General features: G+C 52.2%; 23 protein-coding genes and 1 tRNA gene. 11 read left to right on the top strand and 13 right to left on the bottom strand.

The features are described 5' to 3' along the window. Positions 1-467: 467 nt before the first annotated feature. The 3 genes from IQ268_RS09645 to IQ268_RS09635 all read left to right on the top strand — a co-directional run bounded on the left by IQ268_RS09645 (position 468) and on the right by IQ268_RS09635 (position 3,285). Positions 468-788, top strand: a complete 321-nt coding sequence (locus IQ268_RS09645) for an RNA-binding protein (RefSeq protein ID WP_193877887.1) — start codon at positions 468-470, stop codon at positions 786-788. 128 nt (positions 789-916) lie between these two features. Continuing rightward, positions 917-1,105 carry a 30S ribosomal protein S21 gene (rpsU, locus tag IQ268_RS09640; protein WP_193877885.1) on the top strand — a complete coding sequence of 63 codons (189 nt, stop codon included), beginning with the start codon at positions 917-919 and terminating at the stop codon, positions 1,103-1,105. An 833-nt stretch (positions 1,106-1,938) separates the two neighbouring features. Next, a complete protein-coding gene (locus tag IQ268_RS09635; RefSeq protein WP_193877883.1) occupies positions 1,939-3,285 on the top strand; it encodes an SGNH/GDSL hydrolase family protein in 1,347 nt (448 codons plus the stop codon). A 169-nt stretch (positions 3,286-3,454) separates the two neighbouring features. On the opposite strand, the gene IQ268_RS09630 is transcribed toward IQ268_RS09635, so the two are convergent. From IQ268_RS09630 to sfsA, 5 genes are all read right to left on the bottom strand, one after another. After that, a tRNA-His gene (locus tag IQ268_RS09630) sits at positions 3,455-3,527 on the bottom strand. Positions 3,528-3,866: 339 nt separating this feature from the next. Then, complete coding sequence (locus IQ268_RS09625; protein WP_193877881.1) at positions 3,867-7,427, bottom strand: DEAD/DEAH box helicase; 3,561 nt, start codon at positions 7,425-7,427, stop codon at positions 3,867-3,869. Between the two features lie 647 nt (positions 7,428-8,074). Further along, positions 8,075-10,225: a polyribonucleotide nucleotidyltransferase gene (locus IQ268_RS09620; RefSeq protein ID WP_193877879.1), complete on the bottom strand. Its 2,151-nt coding sequence runs from the start codon at positions 10,223-10,225 to the stop codon at positions 8,075-8,077. Positions 10,226-10,769: 544 nt separating this feature from the next. Then, positions 10,770-10,997 carry a hypothetical protein gene (locus IQ268_RS09615; protein ID WP_193877877.1) on the bottom strand — a complete coding sequence of 76 codons (228 nt, stop codon included), beginning with the start codon at positions 10,995-10,997 and terminating at the stop codon, positions 10,770-10,772. 191 nt (positions 10,998-11,188) lie between these two features. After that, entirely contained in the window at positions 11,189-11,905 is a 717-nt protein-coding gene (gene sfsA, locus IQ268_RS09610) for a DNA/RNA nuclease SfsA (protein WP_193877874.1), read from the bottom strand. Between the two features lie 246 nt (positions 11,906-12,151). Here sfsA and murJ point away from each other — a divergent pair, with 246 nt between their 5' ends. Continuing rightward, positions 12,152-13,783: a murein biosynthesis integral membrane protein MurJ gene (murJ, locus tag IQ268_RS09605; RefSeq protein WP_193877872.1), complete on the top strand. Its 1,632-nt coding sequence runs from the start codon at positions 12,152-12,154 to the stop codon at positions 13,781-13,783. A 52-nt stretch (positions 13,784-13,835) separates the two neighbouring features. On the opposite strand, the gene IQ268_RS09600 is transcribed toward murJ, so the two are convergent. The 4 genes from IQ268_RS09600 to IQ268_RS09585 all read right to left on the bottom strand — a co-directional run bounded on the left by IQ268_RS09600 (position 13,836) and on the right by IQ268_RS09585 (position 16,446). Next, complete coding sequence (locus tag IQ268_RS09600; RefSeq protein WP_193877870.1) at positions 13,836-14,411, bottom strand: TMEM175 family protein; 576 nt, start codon at positions 14,409-14,411, stop codon at positions 13,836-13,838. A gap of 318 nt (positions 14,412-14,729) precedes the next feature. Further along, the gene (locus IQ268_RS09595; RefSeq protein ID WP_193877868.1) at positions 14,730-15,038 is read right to left on the bottom strand and encodes a DUF3181 family protein; all 309 of its coding nucleotides are present in this window, start codon (positions 15,036-15,038) and stop codon (positions 14,730-14,732) included. A gap of 119 nt (positions 15,039-15,157) precedes the next feature. Beyond that, positions 15,158-15,433 carry a 2TM domain-containing protein gene (locus IQ268_RS09590; RefSeq protein ID WP_193877866.1) on the bottom strand — a complete coding sequence of 92 codons (276 nt, stop codon included), beginning with the start codon at positions 15,431-15,433 and terminating at the stop codon, positions 15,158-15,160. Between the two features lie 110 nt (positions 15,434-15,543). Then, on the bottom strand, positions 15,544-16,446 hold the full coding sequence (locus IQ268_RS09585) for a carbohydrate ABC transporter permease (protein WP_193877864.1): 903 nt from the start codon (positions 16,444-16,446) through the stop codon (positions 15,544-15,546). Between the two features lie 381 nt (positions 16,447-16,827). Between IQ268_RS09585 and IQ268_RS09580 the strand changes: the two genes are divergently transcribed. The 4 genes from IQ268_RS09580 (at position 16,828) to IQ268_RS09565 (ending at position 19,419) form a co-directional block, all read left to right on the top strand. Continuing rightward, complete coding sequence (locus IQ268_RS09580) at positions 16,828-17,172, top strand: hypothetical protein (RefSeq protein ID WP_193877862.1); 345 nt, start codon at positions 16,828-16,830, stop codon at positions 17,170-17,172. Between the two features lie 72 nt (positions 17,173-17,244). Then, entirely contained in the window at positions 17,245-17,691 is a 447-nt protein-coding gene (locus tag IQ268_RS09575; protein ID WP_228035230.1) for a hypothetical protein, read from the top strand. A 46-nt stretch (positions 17,692-17,737) separates the two neighbouring features. Next, the gene (locus IQ268_RS09570; protein ID WP_193877860.1) at positions 17,738-18,190 is read left to right on the top strand and encodes a hypothetical protein; all 453 of its coding nucleotides are present in this window, start codon (positions 17,738-17,740) and stop codon (positions 18,188-18,190) included. Further along, a complete protein-coding gene (locus IQ268_RS09565; protein WP_193877858.1) occupies positions 18,187-19,419 on the top strand; it encodes a hypothetical protein in 1,233 nt (410 codons plus the stop codon). The genes IQ268_RS09570 and IQ268_RS09565 overlap by 4 nt, the downstream gene beginning before the upstream one ends. Before the next feature lie 31 nt (positions 19,420-19,450). Here the strand turns inward: IQ268_RS09565 and IQ268_RS09560 are convergent, their stop codons facing one another. Further along, entirely contained in the window at positions 19,451-20,023 is a 573-nt protein-coding gene (locus IQ268_RS09560) for a Tfp pilus assembly protein FimT/FimU (protein ID WP_193877856.1), read from the bottom strand. 143 nt (positions 20,024-20,166) lie between these two features. Between IQ268_RS09560 and IQ268_RS09555 the strand changes: the two genes are divergently transcribed. Continuing rightward, positions 20,167-20,556, top strand: a complete 390-nt coding sequence (locus IQ268_RS09555) for a hypothetical protein (protein WP_193878055.1) — start codon at positions 20,167-20,169, stop codon at positions 20,554-20,556. 155 nt (positions 20,557-20,711) lie between these two features. Here IQ268_RS09555 and IQ268_RS09550 read toward each other — a convergent pair whose 3' ends face one another. Then, entirely contained in the window at positions 20,712-21,680 is a 969-nt protein-coding gene (locus IQ268_RS09550) for an aldo/keto reductase (protein WP_193877854.1), read from the bottom strand. A gap of 183 nt (positions 21,681-21,863) precedes the next feature. Between IQ268_RS09550 and fxsT the strand changes: the two genes are divergently transcribed. Together fxsT and IQ268_RS09540 are read left to right on the top strand one after the other, a co-directional pair. Beyond that, a complete protein-coding gene (fxsT, locus tag IQ268_RS09545; protein WP_228035228.1) occupies positions 21,864-24,614 on the top strand; it encodes an FxSxx-COOH system tetratricopeptide repeat protein in 2,751 nt (916 codons plus the stop codon). An 87-nt stretch (positions 24,615-24,701) separates the two neighbouring features. Continuing rightward, positions 24,702-25,130: a DUF29 family protein gene (locus IQ268_RS09540; RefSeq protein WP_193878051.1), complete on the top strand. Its 429-nt coding sequence runs from the start codon at positions 24,702-24,704 to the stop codon at positions 25,128-25,130. Between the two features lie 32 nt (positions 25,131-25,162). Here IQ268_RS09540 and IQ268_RS09535 read toward each other — a convergent pair whose 3' ends face one another. Both IQ268_RS09535 and IQ268_RS09530 read right to left on the bottom strand, forming a co-directional pair. Continuing rightward, positions 25,163-25,447 (bottom strand): hypothetical protein, encoded by a 285-nt coding sequence (locus IQ268_RS09535; protein ID WP_228035226.1) that lies wholly within the window; start codon positions 25,445-25,447, stop codon positions 25,163-25,165. Then, positions 25,444-26,589: a class I SAM-dependent methyltransferase gene (locus IQ268_RS09530; RefSeq protein ID WP_193877850.1), complete on the bottom strand. Its 1,146-nt coding sequence runs from the start codon at positions 26,587-26,589 to the stop codon at positions 25,444-25,446. Before IQ268_RS09530 ends, IQ268_RS09535 begins: the two co-directional genes overlap by 4 nt. Between the last annotated feature and the right edge of the window lie 355 nt (positions 26,590-26,944).

Raw genomic sequence — 26,944 nt, 5'->3', positions numbered from 1 at the left:
TCAAAAAGGTGAATTTTTGCCTTGGTTGGCCTGACGCTAGCACATCCCAACAAAACCTGGATGAATGCATAAGTGTTGTAGTGTTCAATCCAACCTGCAACAGCAGATTGATTAGCCAACCAGGCTGGTGAGAGACTGCGCTAAAAGGATTAAAAGTAGCCATTTGCAGCTTTTCAAACAACCCACAAAGGTGGTCGGTACTGATTACGGGCATTGTATTAGAAATTGCTCCCCCGCGATCGGTCATAACAGACTACACTGAAGGGAGAAGAAAAAAATATCTTCTGATGCTTCATACAAGCAAGAATTGAATCGAGTTCAAGTCTTTAAGTCTTTATGTAGTTCTTCTCTAGTGCGGTGAATCCTGTGCTAGTGTCTCTATGTAAGGTTTATTCGGTTGTGTAATGCGTTTTTTAAGCGTTTCTCCGAATCTAACTCTCTACACTCGCTGATTCTGGAGATATTCCATGTCAATTTACGTCGGTAACTTATCTTTTGAGGTCACACAGGATGACCTTACCCAAGTCTTTTCAGAGTACGGAACGGTTAAGCGGGCGCAGTTGCCTACAGACAGAGAAACCGGTCGCCCCCGTGGATTTGCCTTTGTCGAGATGGGATCAGAAGCCGAAGAAGCGGCTGCGATTGAAGCCTTAGATGGTGCCGAATGGATGGGGCGCGATCTGCGGGTTAACAAGGCTAAGCCCCGTGAGGAAAGAGGTTCCTCCGGCGGTGGAAGCTGGGGCAACAGAGGTGGCGGTGGCGGTGGCGGTGGTTCCCGACGCTACTAGAGCTTGAACCCCAAAGAGTTAAGTCTGCGGTAGAAAGGGTAGACACTATGTCTACCCTTTTTACTGATGGCTTGCTGAATAATTCACCGTTATTCAGCTTAAGTTGAGTCCACTTATGAGGAAACAGGATGACCCAAGTAATTCTTGGCGAAAATGAAGGAATTGAGTCAGCGTTGCGGCGATTCAAGCGGAAAGTGTCCCAGGCTGGTATCTTTCCAGATATGCGAAAAAATCGCCAGTTTGAAACACCCATTGAAAAGCGGAAGCGCAAGGCGATCGCCAGACAAAAACAGCGTCGTCGCCGCTCTCGCTACTAAACTTGATAGCACGTTGCTATTAGACTCGTTGGTTGAACCCGCTGGTTTAAAAGCGCTGAAGCAAGGCGCAGGTGTTGAGGGAACTCTTTGAACTCACTAGCAAAGGTTTCCTGTTGCCAGATTGGGTCTATCAACCCTGATTCGGTAGGATATTGCTCAACATTTCTTTTCTAACCGAAAGCTCTTAGCACTTACCTATCACCTGCCGCTAAAGAATTGAGACTGGGTTGTGGTATGTCTTTAGCCTTCTCAAGTAACCCCACAACTGTTAAAGGACTCGTAAGCCGATAGTGGCAGGGTACCGAATCGTTAGAAATTGGCTCTGCTTACACGGGTTGGTCATGGAGCCGCTGTTCTGACCACCATTTGATTAGCCTGATCTGTGTAGTTGACATAGGCGAGTGTGATCAACAATTGGGTTAGCGCTAGATTTAAGCCCTTTGTGTATGACTAAGGGCTAGATGAGTCATTTCAACATTAGCGATGCCATCCGTTGTAAGGGGATGGCATCATTTTTGCAGTTTAAAATCTGCGGCTGGTAAAACGTGAGGCCAATGCTGGGGCGATCGCTTGTTTCCCATCGGTTTCCAATTTTAATTGATACTAAATAGCACCTTGCTTTAGATAGATATCATCTATTCTTTCTTCTGCAACACTGTTCAAACGTCACGAAACGTTGATGAGATGCGGCATTCATTGGGTTTTAAGGTGGAGTTCAAGTCGCGGCAATAGACGGGTCTAATCCGTCACCGTTGGGTAGGACATGGCCTGTGAATGACACCGTTGATTGTGACGACAAACCAGTTACAACATCAAGATTGAGAATCACGCTGATGCAAACGACTAATGGTGATAGTCTGACCTCCCAGCCTATGGCTGAACTGTTTGCCTTTGGAGACAGTCTGGTTGATACTGGAAACCTTTTCGCAGCGACGATTGGTCTAGTTCCTCCCAGTCCGCCTTACTTTGATGGACGTTTTTCCAATGGGCCGCTGGCGGTTGAACGACTGGCCGCACAACTGGGGTTGCCCCTGTCCGATCGTACTAATTTTGCCGTTGGTGGAGCCAGAACCGATCGCACCAACAACCTTGATAATCCACTGTTAAAACCTGGCGGCTTACTCGATCAGCTTGATCGGTTCACCAGTCAGGCCGCTGAGTTGGGAGCCGGGGCAGAGGATTTGTACTTTATCTGGGCAGGCGGTAATGACTTTTTGAACCAGCCAACCGACCCAGGTGCAGCTGTGAATGCGGCTGTGAATAACATTGCCACTGTAGTATCAACCCTGGCACAGGCTGGAGCCAGAAACATTGTGGTTGCTAAAACCCCTAACCTGGGGCGAACGCCTCGTAGTCTTGAAGCGGGACTGTTGCAACCTTTAACTGTTTTGAGCACCACGTTTAACGCCGCTCTGGAGTCTACACTGACTCAACTAGAGGCCACATTTCCGGGTACCAATGTAATTTTGACCGATCTGTTTTCTCTGGGTGAAAGCATTGCTCAAGACCCTTCTGCGTTTGGCTTTTCTAATACAACTTCCCCCTTCTTGAATGGCCTGACTCCTGCCGATCCGGCTGCCGACCCCAACCAGTTCTTCTTTTGGGATGAGGTGCATCCCACCGCACGCAGCCATAGCCTCTTTGCCAATGCGTTTCGCAGTAGCGTTATTTCTGGCATTACAGACGATGTGACTCGCATCGGGACGCTGGAGGACGATCGGCTGGTGGGCTTCAGCGGCAACGATCGCCTCAGTGGCCGGGGAGGCAGCGATTTTCTTCAGGGTAATGCAGGGAATGATGTTTTGCTGGGTGGCGAGCAAGCAGACACGCTGGTGGGTGGCGGCGGTCGGGATGACCTGACTGGTGCAGAAGGCGCAGATCTGCTGCGAGGCGGGTTAGGGCGCGATCGCTTTCTCTATGGCAACCCTAACCACGGTAGAGACATCATTGCCGACTTCCAGATCGGTCAAGACCTGATCGACCTGACGACGATTTTCAACAAACCAGAGTACGGTGACTCAAATCGGTTTGCGGCGTATATCCGCGTGGCACAGGTGAGCGAGGGCGCTGTCGTCCGCATTGATGCGAATGGGGATATTGCAGGCGGGTTCAAGCCCCTGGCCGTTTTGTCCAATATCAGTGCGGGCGATTTAACCGCTGCCAGTTTTCTTGTGGCCTGAACCACCGCTTGCAGCAGTACCAGACCTCTGGTTTGATGAACGGTTGTCTCTTGCTGAGCGGATACAGATGTTGAGCAAATACAGAGCGCCGATCACACTCATTGATGCCAACAAAAAGAGAGAGTTTCTGAGATGAAACTCCCTCTTCTTGCAGTGAAACCATAAGAAGGGCGAACGAGGGGACTCGAACCCCCGAGTGGCGGAACCACAATCCGCTGCCTTAACCACTTGGCTACGCTCGCCATAGCGTTTCTGACTATATCACATTCTATCTAAGGGTGAACACTACTGGCAATTGGAATTGTGGCAAATCTGGTAATTGCTCGACGGGTTGGTAATCGAAGGTCTGCCAACTAATATTCCAGGGATGGTGGCTGAAATAGCTGGCTATCATCAAACTTACAGCAGTTCTTAATCGAGTCAGCTATGGTCTCGCCAAGATGGATGTGGGGTGTATGGGTTGAGGTGTGGTGAATGCAAATAAAAATAGCTGTAAATAGCCTGCGGCATAGGGAAACGTCGCCCTACCCAGGGTTTTTGTCGGGTTCAGCGGGACGGCTCTCGCTGTGTGGGTACCTCGGCTAAGCTTCTTCATCCATGACAGCGGCGCGATCGAGCAACAGCAGGTTTCGCAGTTGTTCGGTATCAAAATCGGTGAGCCAGTTTTCCCCGGCTCCTACAACCTGCTCAGACAGAGCTTTTTTGCTCTCGATCAATTCGTGGATGCGTTCTTCCAGGGTTCCGGTACAGACAAATTTGTGAACCTGAACGTTGCGAGTTTGACCGATGCGAAAGACGCGATCGGTTGCCTGATTTTCAACCGCCGGATTCCACCAGCGATCGAAGTGAAAGACATGATTGGCGCGGGTGAGGTTAAGGCCAACACCGCCTGCTTTCAGCGAGAGGATAAAGATTCGTGGCCCTTGCGGGTCGTTTTGGAAGCGATCGATCATTTCTTCTCGCTGCTTCTTAGACGTGCTGCCATACAGAAACAGCACTTGCCGCTCAAACTTGTGTTGCAGGTAAGCTTGCAGCAGTTTGCCCCACTCCGCAAACTGGGTAAAGATCAAGCAGCGATCGCCCTCTGCCAGCACCTCTTCTAGCATTTCCTCTAGCCGTTGCAGTTTGCCCGACAGGTTGCGAAAGGATGGAGCCTGGGGACCTTCTCCCTGCTCAATGGAGGGTAGGGTTGAGACCTCGCTCGAGCTGTTGTGATCGGCGGCGTTGGTTTTACCCGGTTTGAACAGCGTTGGATGGTTGCACACCTGCTTGAGCTTGGTCAGCAGTGCCAAAATCATGCCGTGTCGCTGAATGCCTTCAGCCGACTCGATTTCGCTCAGGGAGTGGTCTACTAGCTTTTGATACAGTGCGGCCTGCTCGGCTGAGAGGCCGCAGAACACCGTCATCTCCTGTTTCTCGGGCAAGTCCTGGATGATGTCGCGATCGGTTTTTAACCGACGCAGGATAAAGGGTTGAACCAGCGATCGCAGCGTGTGCAGCGAAGCGGTATCGCCATACCGTTCAATCGGCACGGCAAAACGCCGCTGAAAGAAGTTGCGTGGTCCCAAATATCCAGGGTTGAGGAAGTCGAGAATCGACCATAGCTCCGACAGGCGATTTTCGATTGGGGTGCCGGTTAGGGCAATGTGAAATTGGGCATCCAGTTCTCGCACCGCTTGCGACTGTTTTGCCTCTGGATTTTTAATATTTTGCGCTTCGTCCACAACCACGCCCTGCCAGGAAACACTTTTTAGATCCTTGGCATCTCGATATACCAGCGCATAACTGGTAATCACCAGATGCAGTCCTTTCACCGTTTTGGCGAAGGCTTTGCCCTGCGATCGCTTATCACCGTGATGCACCAACACCTTAAGACTGGGGCCAAAGCGTTTTACCTCCCGCTCCCAGTTTCCCAGCACCGATGTGGGGCAGATCAAGAGCGTCGGTTGGTCTAACCCTTCCTTTTCTTGCAGATGCAGCAATAGGGCAATGAGCTGAATCGTTTTACCCAGACCCATATCATCTGCCAGACAGGCTCCTAAGCCCCATCGCTCCAGAAACGCCAACCACGACACGCCCCGCACCTGATAAGGACGCAGTTCGCCGCGAAAACCCTGGGGAATCTCAATCGATTCCACGCTCTGGTTGCCCGTGGTGAGGGTGTTGATCAGCTCTTGCAGCGAGCCGGATGCCTCAAAGTTCAGTACGGGCAGTTTTTCAATCATCTGCGTATCGCCCGTGCTGATCCGCAGCGCATCTTCCAGGGAGAGCGATCGCTGGTCTTTGCGGTTTTCAAAAAACGCCTGAGCCGCTTTGATATCTTGCGGGCGCAGTTCCACCCACTCGCCGTTAATTTCGACCAGCGGTGTATTGAGCGCAACAAGGCGATCGAACTCGGCTTTCGACAATCGCTGCCCGCCAATGGTGAGTTCCCATTTAAAGTTCAGCAAGCTTTGCAAACCCAACCGCTGCTTTTTGTTGGCGGGTGGCTCGGCTTTGATTCGCAACCCCAGGCGATTTGCCCACCCTTGCTGGTTGGCTAAGCTCGGCGGCAACACAACACCAAAACCGCTGTCTTGCAGTTTCCAGGCCGTTGTCCGAATAAATTCGTAAACCTGGAGCGGTGACAGGTAGCACGACTCTGGTTGTTGCGTTTGCAGGCTGGGTTCCAGCACGGGATAAAGGCGAGAGGCCAGCCCTAATCCAGCCAGAAGCGTTTCCTGAGGATGATCGATCGATCGCCCCTGATACATCAGCCGATCCACCGGATTGCTCCAGATCGTGCGGGCACCAACCAGAAAATCAGGATCGTAGGTGGCTTGCAGATAATATTCCAACGTCCAGTCGGCCTGTTTGGCAACAGCCGGTGGCTGCAAAACAAAGCACGTCCGAAACGAGACTAACTGCTGGGTAAGCTGATGCTGTAGCGGTGCAATCCAGACAGACAGCGTTGCTTCAAGGTGTTCCAACGGTTCCGGGGGGGCAACCAGTTCGGTCGAACGGTTTTGCGGCAAAGCGCTGGCTTCTGCCCCCAATGCCTGTAGCCACTCGCGCAGCGGCACATCCTTGGGAAATTGGGTGGGTGGAATCGGGCTAGAGGCGATCGCTGCTCGAATTTGGGCATCGGTGGTGTGATGCAAAAAGTCGAGCAGCAGGGCAGGTGGGCTTAGAAAACTGGCCTGCTCCGAATCGGCCACCGCCACCGGGTCGATCGCGTTTTGATAGGTGCGACAGGCGGCAGGCATATGGCGGGCAAAGTACTCTAACCGCGTTTGGTCGGTAGCACTGTCCATTAAGGCTTGCCAATGGGCGATCGTGCTGTCTGGGGTTGGATGCTCCAGCACGGGCAAAAACTTGGCTCGCGCTAATAAATCTAGCTGCCACCGCGACACATGCGACCAGAAGCGCAGATCACCCCCCAGCCACGAATCTTCGGCGGTCACTGAACTCAGGGGTAATGCTTGCAATAATTGAGTGGCCTCAAGCGGGGTGAGGCAAATGCCGTAAACTTGCCAGGGTTGCAGCGCCAGCGATGACGCAGACGCCTCATTGGACGGTTCTAATACTTGAGCGGCAGAATGTTGGGGAATCGCCATCACGGGCGACTCTGCGCTGGAGTCGCCGTCTGTGGTTGCAACCGGGCTGTTTGCTGTATCCGCCGAGTCCTCGTTCATCAGGCTGGAGGGCAAACGGTACGTGGGCAGCGTTAACGTGAGCGATCGCCAGCGGGCTAACGGCCTGGTAGACGAATGGGTTGAGGTCGCTTCAACCTCCAGGGTCTGGCTAGATGCCCCTCGCTGTGACGATTTGCCCTTGCTGGCACGTTTGGCTGATGCTCTGGACGCATTGGCTGCCACCAGCGGCAGGTCGGCAACCGCCCATTTGATTTGACCGGCCTGCTGTAATGGGTACAGAAAAGCAGTCAGTTCCTCCAGCGTCATCGCAAAGGGATGGGGCAGGACGGCATTTGGTTGAGCAATATCGTTAACGGCATCAATCCTGCGCCATGTTTCACCCCAGATAAAGAAGCAACGGTCTGTACCGTTTACGCTACCGTTTACGCTGGTGTATCCATCTGGTTGAGATGCACCGTTGGCGCGATCGTGGGGATGAAGAAGCCAGCTACCGTGTAGAATTGCCATGCAAGTTACAATCTCTCAACTTCGCTGCAACAAAAACGATTGGAGAAACAGGCTCACGCTTTTGCATCTTTAGCGTTGGGAGCAGCCATGCCGCTAAACGATGGGGTTCTGCAAAGCCTGCTCGGGTGATTACAAGCGCAAAGCACGCCTCGTTGGTACGGTGCCAAGAAATTTTGTGCCCGCTTACTCCAGCAAACAAAGCCTATTCGCAGATGCAGACCGTCCCATTAGAGAAATAGATGAATGTCTCGATCGGTCAAAATTCATGTGCGGTTTGGGTAGTTAACAGTCTGTTGAAGACAACACAGAGTGTTACTAGCAGCAGAAAAAGCCTGGTCTTGAAAGCTTGGCACCTCTGGACAGTGCCGTTCTGAACCTTATTGTACAACCTACCTCATTGGCGGTGAGAATAGACCTGCCCATACAACGGAAGCCAACTACTGAGTACCGTGAGGTTAATGCAGCAAGGTCATTCGACAAAATGGACTGATTGGCTAGCCACTGACTCAGAAAGGAGCCTAGGAGTAGGGATGAATTTTGAAGGTGGAGGGTTAGAGGTGGAATACCCAACGCTCAACCGGGCAAAATCCGCGCTAATTTCCCTAACTCCTAATGCAGGGTACTAATGCAGTGTGGCTAACAACTGATCAGGTTGCGGCTGCTTCACGGGCAGCAGCGGCTTCGTCTGGGTGAATGCCCAAACGGGTCAGGTTAATTCGTCCTCGACCGTCGATTTCTCGGACTTTAACAATCACTTCATCGCCGATCGCGACTTCATCTTCAACCTTGCCCACTCGATAGTCGGCCAGTTGCGAGATGTGGATCATGCCTTCCTTGCCGGGAAGAAACTCAACAAACGCGCCGATGGGAATAATGCGCGTCACGCGACCCGCAAACACATCGCCAGCGCTGAGTTTTTTCGTCATGCCTTCGATAATGGCACGCGCTTGCTTGGCTTTTTCACCTTCAACGGCTGAGATCGTCACCGTACCGTCATCTTCGATGTCAACCTTGGCTCCGGTTTGTTCTGTAATCCCCTTGATGGTTTTACCACCGGGACCAATGATCATGCCAATCAAGTCGGGGTCGATCTTGATGGTCAGCAGGCGCGGCGCGTAGGGAGACAGGTCTGGATTGGGCTGGTCGATGGTCGCCAACATCTTTTCGAGGATGTGCATCCGAGCCGATTTGGCTTGATGAATCGCATCCGCGATTACCTTAATTGGCAATCCGGTGATTTTCATATCCATCTGAAGCGCCGTGATGCCGCTGTCGGTGCCAGCGACTTTGAAATCCATGTCGCCCAGAAAGTCCTCAATGCCCTGGATGTCGGTCAGAATGCGAACTTCATCGCCTTCCTTGATTAACCCCATTGCAGCACCGCTCACGGGCTTCAGGATAGGTACACCCGCATCCATCAGAGAGAGGGTAGAACCGCAAACGGAACCCATTGAGGTGGAACCGTTGGAGGACAGCACTTCAGAAACCACCCGAATTACGTAAGGGAAGGTTTCTTTGGGAGGCAAGACGGGAACGATCGCCCGTTCAGCCAGCGCCCCGTGACCAATTTCTCGACGACCGGGCGATCGCATTGGTCGGGTTTCCCCAACCGAGTAAGGCGGGAAGTTGTAATGATGCAGATACCGTTTTTGTTCGTCAGGATGCAGGTCATCCAACGCCTGAGCATCGCCGGGAGTTCCTAACGTCACCACCGACAGCACCTGGGTCAGCTCGCGCTGAAACAGGCCGCTACCGTGGACGCGAGATGGCAAAACCTTGGTGCGGCAAGTAATTTTCCGTACCTCATCCAGTTTGCGACCATCTACCCGCACACCATCTTCGACAATTTGGCGGCGCATTAGCTTTTTGGTGATGCTCTTAAACGTATTGCCGAGGGCTTTAGGGTCAGCCGCTGCCGCCATATGAGCCGGATCGGTTTCGGGACGCTCGGCAATCTCTGCGGCGATCGCCTCTTTAATTTCGTCTAAAGCCGCATCCCGTTCGCCCTTGGTGTACTCAAAGTGAGCCAGCACTTTTTTAACCGAGTCGGTTACCCGTTCGCTGATGAACTGCTCCAGTGTCGTATCGACTTCTGGTGGTGCTTCTTGCACCATTTCAATTCCTAATTCGGCGATTAAATCTTGCTGTGCTTTGATTAGATCTCGTACGGCTTCGTAACCAAAGTCGATCGCTTCAATGATGTCTTGCTCAGGCAGTTGATTTGCTCCGGCTTCCACCATAATGACCCCATCCGGGGAACCAGCCACCACCAGATCCAGATCACCCGATTCGATTTCGCTGTAGGTGGGGTTAATGATGAAATCATCGCCAACCAAACCGACGCGCACGGCTGCCATTGGTCCTTGAAATGGAATCTTTGCTAACAATGTAGCGATCGATGCACCCGTTACCGCCAGAACATCTGGGGGTACCTGTTCATCCATCGATAGCGTTGTCGCTACGATTTGAATGTCGTCTCGCAACCAGGATGGAAATAGCGGTCTCATCGGGCGGTCGATCAAGCGGCTCACCAGCGTGGCCTTCTCAGGCGGACGCCCTTCTCGTCGCAGAAATCCTCCTGGAATTCGTCCTGCTGCATAGAGTCTTTCTTCGTAATCTACTAGCAGGGGTAAAAAATCAATGCCTTCCCGTCCAGAGGCTCGTGTCGCGGTGACAAAAACAGCGGTGTCTCCTGATTGAACTAACACCGAACCGCCTGCTTGGGGTGCAAGCAGACCCACTTTCAGCCTAATATCCCGTCCATCAAAGGATATTGACTTATCAATTTCCTCTACCATGTAGTGCTTCGTCCTTAAACTATTTCCTCTTTTTTCTTCTGTGGCAATCGTAGCATTGATACACTTGTGCTGTTGTGGCTACCAGTTACCTAAAGAAACCGCACGGGTCTGTTTTTAAACTAGTTTTTAGATTTCGGGATCAAGTGCTTGATCAAGGCCGTTGCAACTTGTTTCTCTCGCAGAATCACTCCTCAAATTCACCGACAAACTAGCGTTAGTGCTGATTAAGCTAACCCGAAAACGTCAACCCGTGCCTTATTACAGCACAAACTTAGTAGCAATGCTTAGCAAACGTTTGAGCTTTTGCAACTGCCGTAAAGATATTTAACGTCCTATCTAACGGATAGTTTACATCAGTTGCTTCGGTTCAATCGGGCAGCATTTTGCGGAATAGTCGTGGAACAACAGGTGGTTAACTTACTGTTTTATAGGGTTGAGATGATGCAAATTGCGTTGCAGTAACTTACCTCTGTTAAGCAAAACCGATGGTGAGTAATGCCGGGCTTGACGATGGACATTGGGTGCAGTTTCAGGTTGGCATTCCTTATGTCGGTTCATCCCGTGGGGGGATTCCGTCCTCTGGAAAAACCCACTGGGGCGGCTGCGTTGCTTTTTTACGAATGGCTTCTTCTGCGATCGCCAGCATGTCATCTAATGATGTTTCTGAAATGAACTTGGACGCTTGCGCTCCATATTCTTTCTTGGGGCACTGGTCGCCCAACATGCAGCCATTAACGCAATCAACCGCACAATTTACATCAGCCGGATTCATTGAATTGGTCTCCTCTCTCGTTAAAACTTGCATTACAAAGCAGATGAAACCATAACCTTCAGCGCTATTGGGCTTAAAGTTAGTTACCTGTCTTGAATGTCATGGTTTCACGTGAAAAACTCAACCCAGATCGTAACGCAATCCTTCCACTGTGATTCAGCACCAGAGGAAAGGGAAAGACTGGGCATCGGTCAGATTTTTAGTTCGGCTAAGCCCAAATAGCGAAGCCCAGTGGGGGTAACGTCGAAGCGGCAGGGCAGCACTGTTAAACCGAGAGCGATCGCCTCTCGCAGTAAACGGGCATAAACTGGGTCGGCGCTTTCGCCAGGGGCAAAATAGGCGCAGTCTCCCCGATTGATGAAGTACAGCATGACCGATCGCGCTGTCGGTAGCAGGGCGGTCAGTTCCAGAAGATGCTTTTGGCCGCGAGTGGTGACGGTATCTGGAAACAAAGCAACTGCGCCCTGTACCCAGGTCGTGTTCTTCACCTCTACATAGGTGAGAGCCTGGTTGTCGGCTTGCAGTAAAAAATCGACCCGGCACTTTTCGCCATAGCAAACTTCTCCCCGCACCTGGCTATAGGCTCCCAATTCGGGAAACAGGTTTGCTTCTAACGCCGATTTGATCACCCGATTGGGCAAGGCTGTGTTGACTCCAGCCCATGTGGGTTCGTTGTCGTTAACTTCAATCAGTTCCCAGGTGTAAGCCAGTTTGCGCTTTGGGTTATTGCTGCGCGACACCCAAACGCGGCTCCCCAGGGTGCAAATGCCAGTCATAGGGCCAGTGTTAGGGCAGTGGGCTGTAATTAGCTCGCCTGTGTCGAGGGTGATATCGGCAAAGAAGCGTTTATAGCGGTTGACCAGCACACCGGGATAAAGCGTTGGGTAGGGATAAAACCAATCAGACATTAGGGGCGTTTTAGACTGGGTAGCCGGAGTGTGTGAAAAAATTGAAGCGCACTTGACCGTTTGACTTGACCGTTTGTTAGTTTAGCGTGATTCGGCTCTTTGGCTGTGTTTTGGATTTATGGTGTCCAATTCTGAACCATCCAGGGTTAAATAGTGAAGCTTAGATTGTGTATTCAGCCATGATTTGTCTGATCAATCACTGGTTGCGAATGCCGGTTGAGGCAACATTAACGTGCTGGTGATTCTGTGGCTAAACCGTCTAATTCACAAAAGCCGACTCGCTCCCTGGCTGGCATTGCTGGCATTGTGGCCGCCGCCACGCTGATCAGTAAAATCTTTGGGCTGGTGCGGCAGCAGGCGATCGCCGCTGCCTTTGGTGTTGGCCCGGTAGTGGATGCCTATAATGCTGCGTCGATTATTCCAGGGTTCTTCTTGATCATCCTGGGGGGCATCAATGGCCCCTTCCATAGCGCGATCGTCAGTGTGGTGTCAAGGCGCAAAAAAGAAGAGATTGCGCCGCTGGTTGAAACCATTACAACGCTGGTGGGCTTACTGCTGCTGCTGGTGACGGTGCTGTTGGTGGTCTTTGCGGCTCCGCTGATTGACCTGGTGGCTCGCGGATTTAGCGAAACGCCGGAAGGGTTGGTGAGTCGGGCGATCGCCATCCAGCAGTTTCGCATCATGGCACCGATGGCGCTGTTTGCCGGACTGATCGGTATTGGTTTTGGCAGCCTCAATGCGGCAGATCACTACTGGTTGCCGTCCATCAGTCCGCTGCTGTCTAGCGTTACAGTATTGATTGGCTTAGTGGTGCTGGCGCTGCAACTGGGGCCAGAAATTACCGCACCAGAGTATGCGCTGCTCGGTGGCCTGGTTTTAGCGTGGGGCACGTTGGCTGGAGCGGTGCTGCAATGGTTGGTGCAAATTCCGGCACAGTGGCGATCGGGCTTAGGAACATTGCGATTGCGGTTCAACTTCCGCCGTCCCGGTGTGCAAGAAGTAGTGCGGATTATGGGGCCAGCCACGCTGTCGTCGGGAATGTTGCAGGTCAATGTCTATACTGACTTGTTTTTTGCTTCAGCGATTCCGGGGGCAATCTCAGCGCTAACCTACGCCAATCTACTGGTGCAAACGCCGCTGGGTATTGTCTCTAATGTGATTTTGGTGCCCTTTTTGCCCATTTTTTCGCGTCTGGCCGAGCCAGCCCAATGGGACGAGTTAAAGGTGCGGATTCGGCAGGGGCTATTTTTAACGGCGCTCACCATGCTGCCGCTCAGTGCCATCATGATCACGCTTGCCTTTCCGATTGTGCGAGTCATCTATGAGCGGTTTGCATTCGATGAAGATGCGTCTCAAATTGTGACCCCTGTGTTGATCGCCTACGGCATTGGCATGTTTTTCTACTTGGGGCGGGATGTTTTGGTGCGGGTTTTTTATGCCTTGGGCGACGGTGAAACGCCGTTTCGCATCAGCATCATCAACATTGTGATTAATGGGGTGCTGGATTATGTGCTGGTTGGGCCGCTGGGTGCCCCCGGTTTGGTGCTGGCTACGGTGGGGGTCAATCTTATTTCAACGATCGCCCTTCTGGTGTTGCTCGATCGCAAACTCAACGGCCTCCCGTGGCGAGACTGGAGCCTGCCAACGCTGCAACTGACGGGAATTAGCGTCCTGGCAGGAATTGCCTGTTGGGGAACGCTGCAAGGCTGCGAACGGCTTTTGGGAACGGAAGGGTTTCTGGTGCAACTCCTTCAGTTGGGCGCATCGAGCCTGGTGGGTCTGGCTGTTTTTGCTCTCTTATCGACCCGGCTTAACTTACCGGAGGTTGATATGCTGGTCGGTCGTTTGCGTCAGCGCTTCTTCAGACGAGAGGGCTAAATGTAGACCAATTGTGGTCAACCATCGCTAGTCTTTGCTGCGGGAATCGCTTTTAAGGAATAATTGCCCTCTCGATGCGGCGATCGGGGATGAGCCACATCACCGCAACAAGAGTGTATAACAGACAGGCCAACCACGAGTTGGCAAAGGAAAGCAGAATGGCTACGGCATAAATGACCACTGATACTTTGCCTTTAAAGTCTCGACCCAGGGCGATCGCCAACGCAGAATCCTTGCCGTGGCAAGCAATCAGCCTGCGCGCCAGGATGAAGTAAGCGATCGCATTGCACAACAGCACTGTGCCATAGAGGGCAACTGGCAAGGCTGCGAAGCGGTTTTCGCCCATCCATGCCGTGACAAACGGAATCAGCGACAGCCAGAACAGCAGATGCAGATTAGCCCACAAGACGGAACCATTGACATGCCGAGCCGCCTGTAGCAGGTGATGGTGGTTATTCCAATAGATACCGAGATAAATAAAACTCAATACGTAACTTAGAAATACTGGAATGAGCGGACGCAGTGCCGCTAAAGCCGCTTCGTGAGGCGCTCTCAACTCCAGCACCATGATGGTGATGATGATGGCGATCACGCCATCGCTGAACGCCTCTAACCTCCCCTTGACCATTGATGTGTATGCTCCTTGTTGGCTGTCTTCAAGCGGGTTTGGATATGCGGTACTGTACTGCACCCAGCCATCGTTAACACGTTTGGCTATGACCCTGTGTCCTTGACTAAACCACCGATATCTAGACCGAACAATCGACTGCAAGCTGTATAGATCCGCGATCGCCTGAAAACCACAGGCATCGGAAACGGTGAAGCCAGTCTCAAACGGAATGAGGTAATGACATGCATTACCTCACAGACGATGAAAGAGATTGTAGTAGATAGACGAGGAACGGCTAATGCAGTGCTACATTCACGATCAGACTTTAGAGATACTTTAGAGATTGCGTTGATACTCTTCGATCGTATCCATTAAGTGAACCTGGGACTGCATCGGCAACAAATCCACCAGCGGCACTTCACGTTTGCCGCCGCCCAATTTCACGGAAATCCCCTTTAAAACACCTTCGACCTGATCTTCATTGAGCGTGCCTTTCCCCAACAGAGGGTAAAGTTTTTCGGCCAGAGCCGTATGCAGGTGGGCATCTCGTAGATACAGATGCCACTTGGCAATGTCCATGTAAACGTTATCGCCAATCTCCGCCGCCAGGGCTTCGATCGCTTCTGATGTAGAGGAGTACGTCATAATTGGCTTGTTAAGGTACTAAAAAAGTTTTTTACAAAGGGCTGAATGCAAACAGGCGATGCCCAGCCAACTTAGTTTGAGCCAGTTGTAGCCGTGCGATCGCCCTACTCAAGACAGAGTTACGTTGATTTGTTGGGCAATTTGCCCGATGCCGTTACAGGCGAGTAGTCGGCGATCGCAAAAATATAAACGGCATGAGCCAGCAAAGCTCCTAACCAGACCCCAGTGACCCAAACCGTCCAGGTCCAGTCGTGGTACTGAAATAACCGAAAGAACCAAAGTCCAGAGTTGGTTGCCGCAAAAATAGCGACATGCATGGCAAAATTCATCCGGTCGTCGAGCTTACGGTAAGCAGGGTCGTTGCGATCGGGTTGACGAGGCCAACGAGGAGGCATAGGGCATTCAGTGAGGATACAGTGTACAGACCAGTGGTAGACGGTTTCACCCGTTTCACCTGGATCAAAGGCGGTTTCGCGCTCGAACGAGCCTTTCTTCAATTCTAGAATCAGTTGAGGATCGTCGCTTGACGGTTCAGAGCCAGCCGCAGCATAGACAAGCTCAAAATCAACAAAAACAGCACCAGGCCAATGGAACAGGCGTAGCTAATTTCCAACTCCTGAAAGGCAAGCTCGTAGACGTAGTACACAATGGTTTTGGAGCTGTTGAGCGGCCCCCCTTGCGTCATGATGTAAACTTCTTCAAACACCTTGGTGGCTGAAATAGAAGAGATCACCGCCACCAAAAATAGATAGGGACTCATTAATGGCACGGTGATATCTAAATGCTTTTGCCAGCCGTCTGAGCCGTCGATCGCCGCAGCCTCATATAAATCGGCAGGAATAGCTTGCAGCCCCGCCAAATAGATCACCATGTAGTAGCCCAATCCCTTCCAAATGGTGACCACCATCACGCTGTAGAGGGAGAGACTGGGGCTGGTAAGCCAGGGAATGCCGTCTGAGGACAGGTGCAGCCAGCGCAGCAGTTGGTTTAGCAATCCGGTTTCGGCATAGAGCCACCGCCACGCAATGCCAGCCACCACCATTGAAATGACAACAGGGGTATAGTACGCCGCCCGGAACCAGCGAACGCCTGGCAAAGCCTGGTTAACCAGAATAGCTAACCCTAGCGGCAGTACTACCAGTACCGGCACAACGCCAATCAGGTAAAGCACCGTATTACCCAGGGTTTTCCAAAATACCTGATCGGCCAGCAACCGCTGAAAGTTATCCAGCCCAATCCACTGCGGGGGTTGCGTAATGTCGTACTCGTACTCGGTAAAGCTCAGGAAAAAGGCTTGCAGGGCAGGGTAAAAGACGGTTAACCCCAGGATGAGCAAAGCGGGAAACAGAAACAAATAGGGCGTTGCCCCTTGACGAAGCCCTGCCCAATGCGGAAAACGACTCTGCATTTATACGCTCCGGCGATCGCCACCAAAAAGGATTTCTAAAAACATTAAGAAAACGGTTAAGAACGACGTGACGTTTTTTCCAACTTGCTTTATAGTACATGTGTACCAATAAGATAGTACACCTATCAGCCAAACAGCGGATAACGGCAGAGCTTGCCGAGTTCAGCTTCAGTTTTTGCTGGGTTCCACTCTTATAGCGTGATTCAGCCTCGTTACGAACAGCAGAATATCACCTTTCCATCCCTTTAACCCCTATCTTGAACAGGCTTCAGATGGTGTTTGGCGGCGACTGCATGGCTCAAGGCAGTCAGGCCAGGCCGATCGAAGTTTGCGTTTGCGTATCCATGCGTATCTATTTGCCTATCCAGGAGTAAAACCGACATGTACACCAGACAAGCTCCCTCCAGCAAGATTCAGTCCAATCGGGTTGATAGAACCACTGATTCGTTCAAGACAGATTGGCAGGGATGGCTGCATCCCCCATCTGGATTTGTTAATGCCCTTGCCGAGGCGATCGCCTGGATGGGAGCCGCTGCCGCGGTTCGCCTCAGCCTTGGTGTGTTGTTAACGGCTTCCTCCCCCTTCTGGCTGCCCGTTGTGCTGTTGCTAATTGCACCAGCGATCGCCGCCGCCTATCTCTCCACATTGATGCCGCAGATGAGCTTGATTTTGGGATATCGCTCTGTCTTGCTGATGCTGGGGTTGCTAATAGGAGGTCGGCTATGACCATCATGCTAGGCGTTGGCTGGCTCGGAGTGGTTGCGTTCTGTCTATGGCTAGCCCGGAGGGAGTGCTGAGATGAATCGTCCTAATTCATATTCTTCCCCGTCTCGTCCGTCTCGATCGTCTCGCCCGTCTCGCCGCAGGGCTGCTGGTCATCCTCCCAGTGCCACCTACTTGATTGCAGGCGGATCGATGCTGGCGATCGTGGGGTTGCTGGTTGATTTGCGAACCGTTTTTCGACCAGAACCCGTTGCTGATGTGTGTCAAACAATAGTGCAGCGGCAATCGGTTCTATCCCGTTCGGAATTGTCTCGGTTGCTCGATATTCCAGAACGCAGCAGCAAGGCCACCGTGCAGAACGTAGTGAGTGAGCCTTACTGCGTGTTGCCCAGCGTCGAGGTACGAGCCAATGTGATGGCCGAACGGGAGGCGTATCCGCTGGAGTTTGACCCCCAAACCTGGTTCATTATTCTCTACGAGAATGGCGAATACGCCGGATATGACTTCAGCTTTAAGCGATAGGCGCATCCCATTTGCTACCTGCCGCTGTTTTGTACTGGTTTGGCCAATGAAACGCCGAGCAAATCTGGGTTGGGCGATCGCACTCTTGCTGACCAGCATGGGGTGTACGCAAGCCCAACCGAACCATCCACCCCGCACGCTTCAGATTGAACAAACCTGGCAACTGCAACCGGGACACTCGATCGCAGGCCACCGAATTGTGAGCGGCTTGGGCGACATTTCCGTTCAGGTCAAAGGGAACCGTGTCTATGCCCCGTTTGACGGCACAGTAGAACCGCACGCAACGGACTGCGTTTTTTTTTCCAGTTCGCAGGTTCCGGCCTATTTGATCAGGCTTTGCGGCATTCAACGATCTCGGTTTGGCGATGTGCGTGAAGGCGAAGCGATTGGAAACAGCACATTGCTTCAGGTGGCTGTCTTGCGCCGACAGCCCAGCGGCCAGTGGGCATTGGTAGAACCTTCAACCAGCATTTTAGAACGAACCTTGAGGAAGCCATGATTGATTTAAAACACTATTATTGGGTCGCGGTTGGTTTTGTTGCGATCGCCCTGGGCGTTGCCCCTGCCGCTAAAGCAACAGACGCTAGTTCGATGGCGCTTAGCTTCGATTTATCATCCAGTTCATCGGCTGATGCGGTGGATGATGCGATCGCCCCGGCATCGAACTCTTTAGCGCAAGATGGCTCCGGGACGGCCTCGCTAGCTAATATCAAACCGTTAGAAATTCCGTCCACGGCTGGCAACATTCCCAAAGGCTCGTCTGATGCGCGAGCGTTAGCGGAATTGCCCCCGCCCCCTACCGTAAAAGCAACGGCTGCGGCTCTGCCCGATGCTGAACCAGAACGGCGCATTGCGGCAGTAGAACCACCTGCTTCTTCAGGCTCTTCAGACTCTTCAGGCTCTTCAGACATTTTGAATTTTGATCCGGGGGCGATCGCCGCCTCGGTTTCATCTCCCTCGCCCCACCAGGCCGCAGCCCCACCTGCCGTTCTGCCGTCCTCCCCACTGCTACCCGTTCCAGCCGACCTGGAAGCCATGTTCGTGGGTAATTCTGATTCGCTAGTGGCAAGGGCGGTTGGCAGTGCTGAAGGCACACGCACACCGGATGGTGGCAAAACACAAGCCTATGGCGGACATGTTGATCCGGGAAACCGAGCCTGGAACTTAGGCACCTTCTCCTATCAGCACGGGGCGCGATCGCCCGAAGACGCGGATGTGAAACAGTTGATGCGTCTACGTCAGCAGGCGCAAACGCTGCGGCAAAAAGCAGCGGCGCAGGGTGTTACCATGACGGTAGAAGAGGAGCTGAACGGCATTGACCTGGCCAACCAATCGCCTCGGGCGGCACTGAGCCGAGGTGGGTATGTCGATCGGCTGAAGCAAGCGCGTGATATGGGACTCAGCGGTACTGATGCGGTATTGTGGGCGCGGACTCGCTCGTATCTTAATCCTGATACCGGACGGTGGAACGCTCCTGGATTGGGCAACACAACCTCTGGCATTACCCACGATCAATCGAGACGGTTACGGGCGATCGCCCAGGCAATAGAAGCGCAACCGATACCCCAGGCGAACGATCTGCCGCTGGATGCGCTGCCGGAGATGCAATCGCCATTTCCCACCAGCGATTCTTCAATTGCCCCATCTCCACCCCCGGCAGACGCTAACGCTGCGGTTCAGGAGGCCATGATCGATCAAATGTTGTCCCTTGATTTGCCGCCAAACTAACGGCAGAGAGTAGGGCATCCAGCGCATGGTTCTAATAGCAATATTTTCCGTCGGCCTCGGGCGTTGGCCGATTAGCGGCTTTTCGCAATGTTCCTAAAATAGTAGAAACATAGACACAGCGTCGCATTCCGCCTCCATTCTCCACTTGAAGCGTGAGCCGCCCAATTTGGCCGTTGCTTTGGCCTTTGGAGTTGAATTGAATGCGATACACTCCATTGGTTTGAGCCAACGTTGTTTCTGCGGGATCGATCTGGATGCCGCTTGCCAATGATGTCCAGGCCGCGTGAACCGGAAGAGTATTGGCCGAAAAAGTGGCGACTTCCACGATGCCATTGTTTTCGCGAAAGCCTGCCTCCCAGTCGATAGAGCGATTGCTGGCTTCAATTTGTGCCTGCCGCATGACCTGATAAACCCGGTCTTGTGCCGAATTGAGGCGTTGTGCATTGAGCATGGCTAACCAACTGGGAGCGGCGATCGCCGCCAATGCGCCAACAACCGTGACGACCGTAAGCAGTTCAATTAAGGTAAATCCCTGGACTCTAATGGGTATGGCGATCGCGCGAGGTTTTAAGCGGTGACGAAGGCTGTGTTTTGCTGTCCACATAGCGTCTGCACCCTAAACTTCCTGATAATTCTGTGGCTAGGATGCCCTTAGAAATTTTGCTTAGCATCGACAGTTTCACTGAAATGGGGTGAAGAGGCTGAAGCAAGAGACAATGATGCATGGTGATGAGTGGCAGTGAAGCTATGCGGTTAGAATTTGTTCCGGTTGAAGAGTTTTATTTTGCGCTGACGTTAGCCGTCAGAACGTTGGAGGATGTGGGGAATCCCGATCTGGTCGAACAAATGCGATCGCGCCTTGCTGCAAAGTTGGGTCAACCGTCAACGGTGGCAGCGGCGAAACAAAACACGTTTAACTATGTGTTTCGTGTTCACGAGTATGACAACAGCCCTGCACCGCAACTGGTGGTGTCGATTGCCGATTGGCAGAACAAACTGCGCCTCAGCAGCGATTATGGCTGGACGCTAGATGAAGAACGCAAACCGACTCGTACGGAACGATTTAGCCAGCGAGATCAGTTTACACAGGAGTTGCGATCGTATTTAACAGAATGGCTGGGTGTGGTGATTGAGTGAAGGGCGATCGCTAAAGTGCTAGAGGGTTCGGGGCATTTTTACAGCAGTTCTCAATCAAGTAAGCCACAGTCTCGCCAGGATGGGGGTGGGCTGTAGGGTTTGGAGTGTGGTGAATGCAAATGAAAATGGCTGTAAGAAACGCCCCGACGGCTCAGTTACGAATTCAAGGTTTGGGTGGCAACATCCAACTGTGCTACATCTTCGGCATCAAGCCGCCAACCGATCGCACCGGCGTTTTGTTTAGCCTGACTCGCGTTTTTGGCTCCTGGAATCGGAATCACATTTCCTTGCGCCACCAACCAGTTAAGCGCAACCTGGGCAGGTGTGCGGCCATGCTTTTGGCCAATCTGGGTTAGGAGGTTAACAACAGGTGCGATCTTCTCTAAACCGCTGCGGCTAAAGCGAGGGTCAATTTGGCGGGCACCTGTGGGAGCCGTGTAATTTTCTGGCGTATATTTTCCGGTGAGCAAGCCTTGAGAGAGGGGACTGTAGGCCAGGATGGTAATGCCCAATTCACGGGCGGCATCCATTACCCCATTTTTCTCAATGCTTCGCCCCAGCAAGGAGTATTGCATCTGGTTGACCGCTAAAGGAACGCCTCGTTTTGCTAGCAGGTCATAGGCTTTTCGCATTTGCTCTGCTGAGTAGTTGCTAACGCCGATCGCCCCGATTCGGCCTTGCTGGACTTCATCGGCCAGGGCGTTCATTAGCGTTTCTTGCCCCATAAAAAAGTCGAAGGGCATGTGAACTTGATACAGCGGCACGCTGGGCAATTGCAGCCGTTTGAGGCTGGCGGAGAGCGCTTCGGCAACGGCATCGCCCGAAAACCGCCACGGTAATGGAATGTATTTGGTTGCAATTTGAACGGGCTGATTGACCTCTTTGATGAATTGGCCGAGTAGCTTCTCGGATTCGCCAAATCCGTAGATCTCGGCGGTATCGAAAAAGTTGACTCCAGCCGCTAGAGCAGCATTAAATGCGTCTCGAAGCTGCGCCTCGTCGTAGTCTTTGCCGTAGTTCCAAAACAGTTTGTCGCCCCATGCCCATGTTCCAATTCCCAAAGGAGGGACGGCAGGGCCATTGGAGCCGAGTTTGATTGTTTCGGGTTGAGAAATGGTTTCCATTTAATCTCTTAACTTAACTTCATATTTCTTCCAGTTTATCGTTAGCAATTAAGATGCACAGTGCAGCAGGGTAGATTTTACATGGCTGGGTTGGTGCCGTAATTGGATGCAGGGGTGTAGATGGCAGTGGGGTTCAGCAGAAAGGGGGTATAACGGTCGAATGATGCGATCGCCCCCTCTGATATGAGCAATGCGGAACCAGTAGATCCGAAGAACTTTTTCATCAGCTACAACAGAGCCGATCGCCAGTGGGCGGAGTGGGTGGCGTGGACGCTGGAAGCTGCCGGATATTCGCTGATCATCCAAGCCTGGGATTTTCGTCCGGGTGGCAACTTTGTTTTGGATATGCACCGTGCTGCAAGAGAAACGGAAAAGACGATCGCCATTCTGTCCCATGCTTATCTCAATGCAGAATACACACAACCTGAGTGGGCAGCGGCTTTTGTGGACGATCCGCAAGGCTTACAGCGCAAACTGATTCCGATTCGGGTAGAAGAGTGTACGCCGGAAGGGTTATTGAAGCCGATCGTTTATGTGGATTTGGTCGGGCGTTCAGAAGCAGAGGCGCAGCAGGACATCTTAAGTGCGCTGAAAGACCGGGCGAAGCCTGCTCAAAAAACTATTTTTCCGGGCGATGCGAAACCAGCAGACTCTAATCCCATTGCATTCCCAACAGAGCCGAACGTTTGGGCAGTACCGCACGATCGCAATCCCTTTTTTACGGGACGAGACGCGGTGTTGCAGGACATCCAGGAGACATTTGCTAAAAGCAGGACAGCGGCGTTATGCGGAATGCGTGGGGTGGGCAAAACCCAAACGGCGATCGAATTTGCCCATCGCTATCGCTATGACTATGGGTTTGTGTTCTGGGTCAGAGCCGAGACGCGAGAGGAGTTGATTTCGGGGTGGGTGGAGATCGCCTCAGAATTACAGTTGTCCATTAGCCGAGAACCAGACCATAACGTGATTGTGGCGACCGTAAGGCAGTGGTTGGCAACGCATTCGGACTGGTTGTTGATTCTGGATAATGCGGATGATTTGAAACTCGTCCAGGAGTTTTTGCCAAAGGGCAATCGAGGACATATTCTGTTGACGAGTACGGCTCAGGCTACGGGAAGGATGCCTCAAATTGAGCTAAACAGAATGTCGCTGGAAGAAGGCGCACTGTTTCTGCTGCGACGTGCCAAGTTAGTTTCGGAGCAAGTGGCTTTTGCGGAAACCGATCAGGGCGATCGCACTCTAGCAGAAACCATTTGCCGAGAAATGGACGGATTGCCGCTGGCGCTGGATCAGGCGGGTGCCTACATTGAGGAAACGCCGTCTAGCCTGGATGGATATCTGGAGCTATATCGAGACGAGAAAACGGCTCTGCTGACCGATCGGGGCGAGTTGGTGGTGGATGACCATCCCTGCGTCACGGTGACGTTCTCATTGGCCTTTAGCCGAGTCGAAGAACGCAGTTTGGCGGCGGCGGATTTAATTCGAGTGTGCGCGTTTTTGGCACCCGATGCGATTCCTGAAGAGATTTTTACGGCAGGTGCCGCAGAATTGGGCGATCGCCTCAGTGCCTCTGCCAGCCGCCGCCTGGAATTTGACAAAGTGATCAAAGAAGCAACCCGCTTTTCCTTAATGGCCTACAAGCCCCAAACCAAGACGTTCAACATTCATCGCCTGGTGCAAGAGGTGCTGAAGGCAGAAATGGATGAAGCGACTCAACGGGTGTGGGTGGATCGATCGATCAACACACTGGCAAAGGTATTTCCTAATCCTCAAGAGTTTGAGAACTGGGGACGGTGCGATCGATTCTTGAACCATATCCTGATGGCTTTAGATGCCTCCGATGCTGTTGAGTCTGAAAATAAAGCATTCTTGTTGAATCGAACAGGTGTTTTGCTAAAGGAACAGGGGCTTTATCGTGAAGCAGAACCGCTCTTGGTGCAAGCGTTGGACTTGAGACGTGGCCTGTTAGGGGAGGAGCATCCCGATGTCGCTGCCAGTATGAATAATCTGGCAGGGTTATACGAGTCGCAAGGGCGATATGGAGAAGCAGAACCGCTGTATGTGCAAGCGTTGGACTTGAGACGTGGCCTGTTAGGGGAGGAGCATCCCGATGTCGCTGCCAGTATGAATAATCTGGCAGGGTTATACGAGTCGCAAGGGCGATATGGAGAAGCAGAACCGCTGTATGTGCAAGCGTTGGACTTAAATCGTGGCCTGTTAGGGGAGGAGCATCCCGATGTCGCCACCAGTATGAATGATCTGGCAGTGTTATACGAGTCGCAAGGGCGATATGGAGAAGCAGAACCGCTGTATGTGCAAGCGTTGGACTTATATCGTCGCCTGTTAGGGGAGGAGCATCCCTATGTCGCCACCAGTATGAATAGTCTGGCAGTGTTATACAAGTCGCAAGGGCGATATGGAGAAGCAGAACCGCTCTATGTGCAAGCGTTGGACTTGAGACGTGGCCTGTTAGGGGAGGAGCATCCCGATGTCGCCACCAGTATGAATAATCTGGCAGGGTTATACGGGTCGCAAGGGCGATATGGAGAAGCAGAACCGCTCTATGTGCAAGCGTTGGACTTATATCGTGGCCTGTTAGGGGAGGAGCATCCCGATGTCGCCACCAGTATGAATAATCTGGCAGGGTTATACGGGTCGCAAGGGCGATATGGAGAAGCAGAACCGCTCTATGTGCAAGCGTTGGACTTGAGACGTGGCCTGTTAGGGGAGGAGCATCCCGCTGTCGCTGCCAGTATGAATAATCTGGCAGTGCTTTATTGCTACCAGCACCGTTTTGCCGAAGCGGAGCCTTTATTGATTCAGGCTTTAGAGATGTGCGATCGCCTTCTAGGAGCCAATCATCCGGATACAATTAGCACCCGCCAAAGTCTGGAATATTTGAGAAAAGTCATGAACAGCGATGATCACGAATGATTGCCCCTTATTGTATTAAGGGGGCGATCGCCCCTCACGGTAATTGAATACGCCACAATAAAACTATCCCAAATCGAGATTCGGGGCATGGAAGAACTACTCGACCTCAAATCGTTGTTGTTGCAAGGCGATGTTGTTGGAGCATTGGCGATCGTCGAAGAATTAGAAGAGATGAGTCGGGATGACAAAATCAATAACATTCGCAGTTATGCGGTCGTTCTACTGCTGCATCTAATCAAACAGCAAGCTGAAAAGCGTACAACTCGTTCTTGGGAAATCTCCATTCGTAATTCAGCCCTGGAAATTAAAAACAAGAACAAGCGCCGTCGAGCTGGTGGCGTATATCTCCCAGCAGAAGAATTGAGATTGACGTTAGAAGAAGCCTTTCCGTTAGCGATTAACTCTGCATCCCTAGACGTTGAAGAAGGGCGATACACACCCGAAGAGTTAGAACAGCTCGTTGATCAAAACGATATCATCCGTCAAGCAATGGTGCTGATTTCACCCGATAGTTGAACGGTATCCGGCAGAACGCGATCGCCCCGCTTCTACTGTTGTTGTAGACCTCGCAGCACCCGTTCTAAATAGGCTGCTCTCCATTGCTCGCGTTCCTGATCGGCTTGAGGATCGGGTTGGTAGGATTCAATGTCGTCTTTTAAGATCAGCCCTTTGGCTTCTGCCAATCGTTCGATGGTATCGAGGCGATCGCGCAACACCGAGACTTCTTCCATCAAGGCAATGGCGATCGTCAGCAATTGATCGGTTTGCTGGCTTCCCAGATAAATCGGGCGCTTTCCCTTGGCGGTTTTAAGCATAGAGATGTCCTCATTCATTTGCGTGCTGCCAGCACATACCAGCTTCCTCGACTGCCAAACCCCTGCTTTGCTTGCCCTGCTGGTTGCACGATCGCAGAAATAGCGGTGGGGGTGATGCGCTCGGTGGCAAATCCGGCATCGGTGGCGATCGCTTCCAAATCCAAATCCCGCATGGCGCTCCAAAAGGGTTCGTTATTGTTGGCGGTTTCCCAGTCAAACAAAAATGCCCGGAAGGGGTCCATGTGTTTGTAGAGAGACGCTTCTAGATGCGCCATGAGGCCACCCGGTTTCAGCAAGCGATGACACTCCTTCATCACATTTTGAATGGCAAAACCGGGCATTTCGTGCAGCAAGATGTGAGACACAATCAGGTCAAACGAGGCATCGGCAAAGTCGGTTTGTTCAGCGTTCTGCTGAGCAAAATGAACTCGTTTGCCCAAGGCTTCTGCTCGCGCATGAGCATAGCGCAACAGGGATGCCCCGACATCGATCGCATGAACTTCGGCATTGGGATAGGCATCGACGTAGGGCAGGGTGCTGTGCCCCACAGAGCAGCCCAAATCGAGAATGCGAATCGGTTGCCAGTCTGGATCATTGGGTTTGAGGTAATTGTGAATTAGCGCTTGCCCCAGGCCATCATTGAGTGGCCCCAGCCGACCCTGTACATAAAGATAGACACCGCGATCGTACACCGCACCTGCCGCCACATCATCATTGCCCAATTCGTGATGGTAGCTTCCCGGCATACAGTGAATGTCTACGGCTCGCTGATAGGCAGGCAGCTCAAAGTCTGGATGGAGAGTTAGTGAGCCGAGCCGATGGGGATGCTGTAACTGAGTGTAGCGGCTGTTCAGTTCAGCGAGTTGGCGATCGACGCTGGTCATTACCGACTCCCACATTACTTCTTGCGTGGTGCGCCGCAGCGCTCCCCACCAGTGGTAGTCTGGGTTGTCTTGCATCAGTTGCCGCACTTCGTGGCGATCGTGGGGCGGACGCTGATGCTGTTGCTCAAATTGGGGTTTGGCTCGTTCGTAAATGCCCTGCAATTTAGGCGAAACCTGGCTACCAATGTAGGCTTGCAAGCTGTTGACAAATTTCTGACGAGCTAGCTCATCGTGCGTGGTTTGCGGTAGCATTGCGTGCTGAAATTGTTGAGTCATAGCCCCATACCAATCAACCCATTGATTAGAAATTAGCGACTTTTTCGCTATTGCTGCAATCTCCTGCAACATAGCTTGAACTATCGCTGCTTAATGTCTCAGCGTAACGGGTTTCAATCCAAAAGGGGGACGCGATCGCGTCCCCCTTCTTACCTAACTGGACTGTACTAACTGGACTGTTGCTTCAGCAGAGGTTTTGGTTTTTTAATTGCAATCCGCATCTCACACTTTTTGAGCTGCTGAAGTAATGCCATGACTCTGGAATCGACTTGGGCGAGTTGCGAGGGCAAACACAGCGTTTGACGTTGACAAGAATCGCAAAGCATAAAAGAAATAGGATGATTGCAGTGGTGTT

This window comes from Oculatella sp. LEGE 06141 (assembly GCF_015207605.1).
GTDB lineage: Bacteria > Cyanobacteriota > Cyanobacteriia > Elainellales > Elainellaceae > Oculatella.
This window is presented reverse-complemented; position numbering and strand designations above follow the sequence as displayed.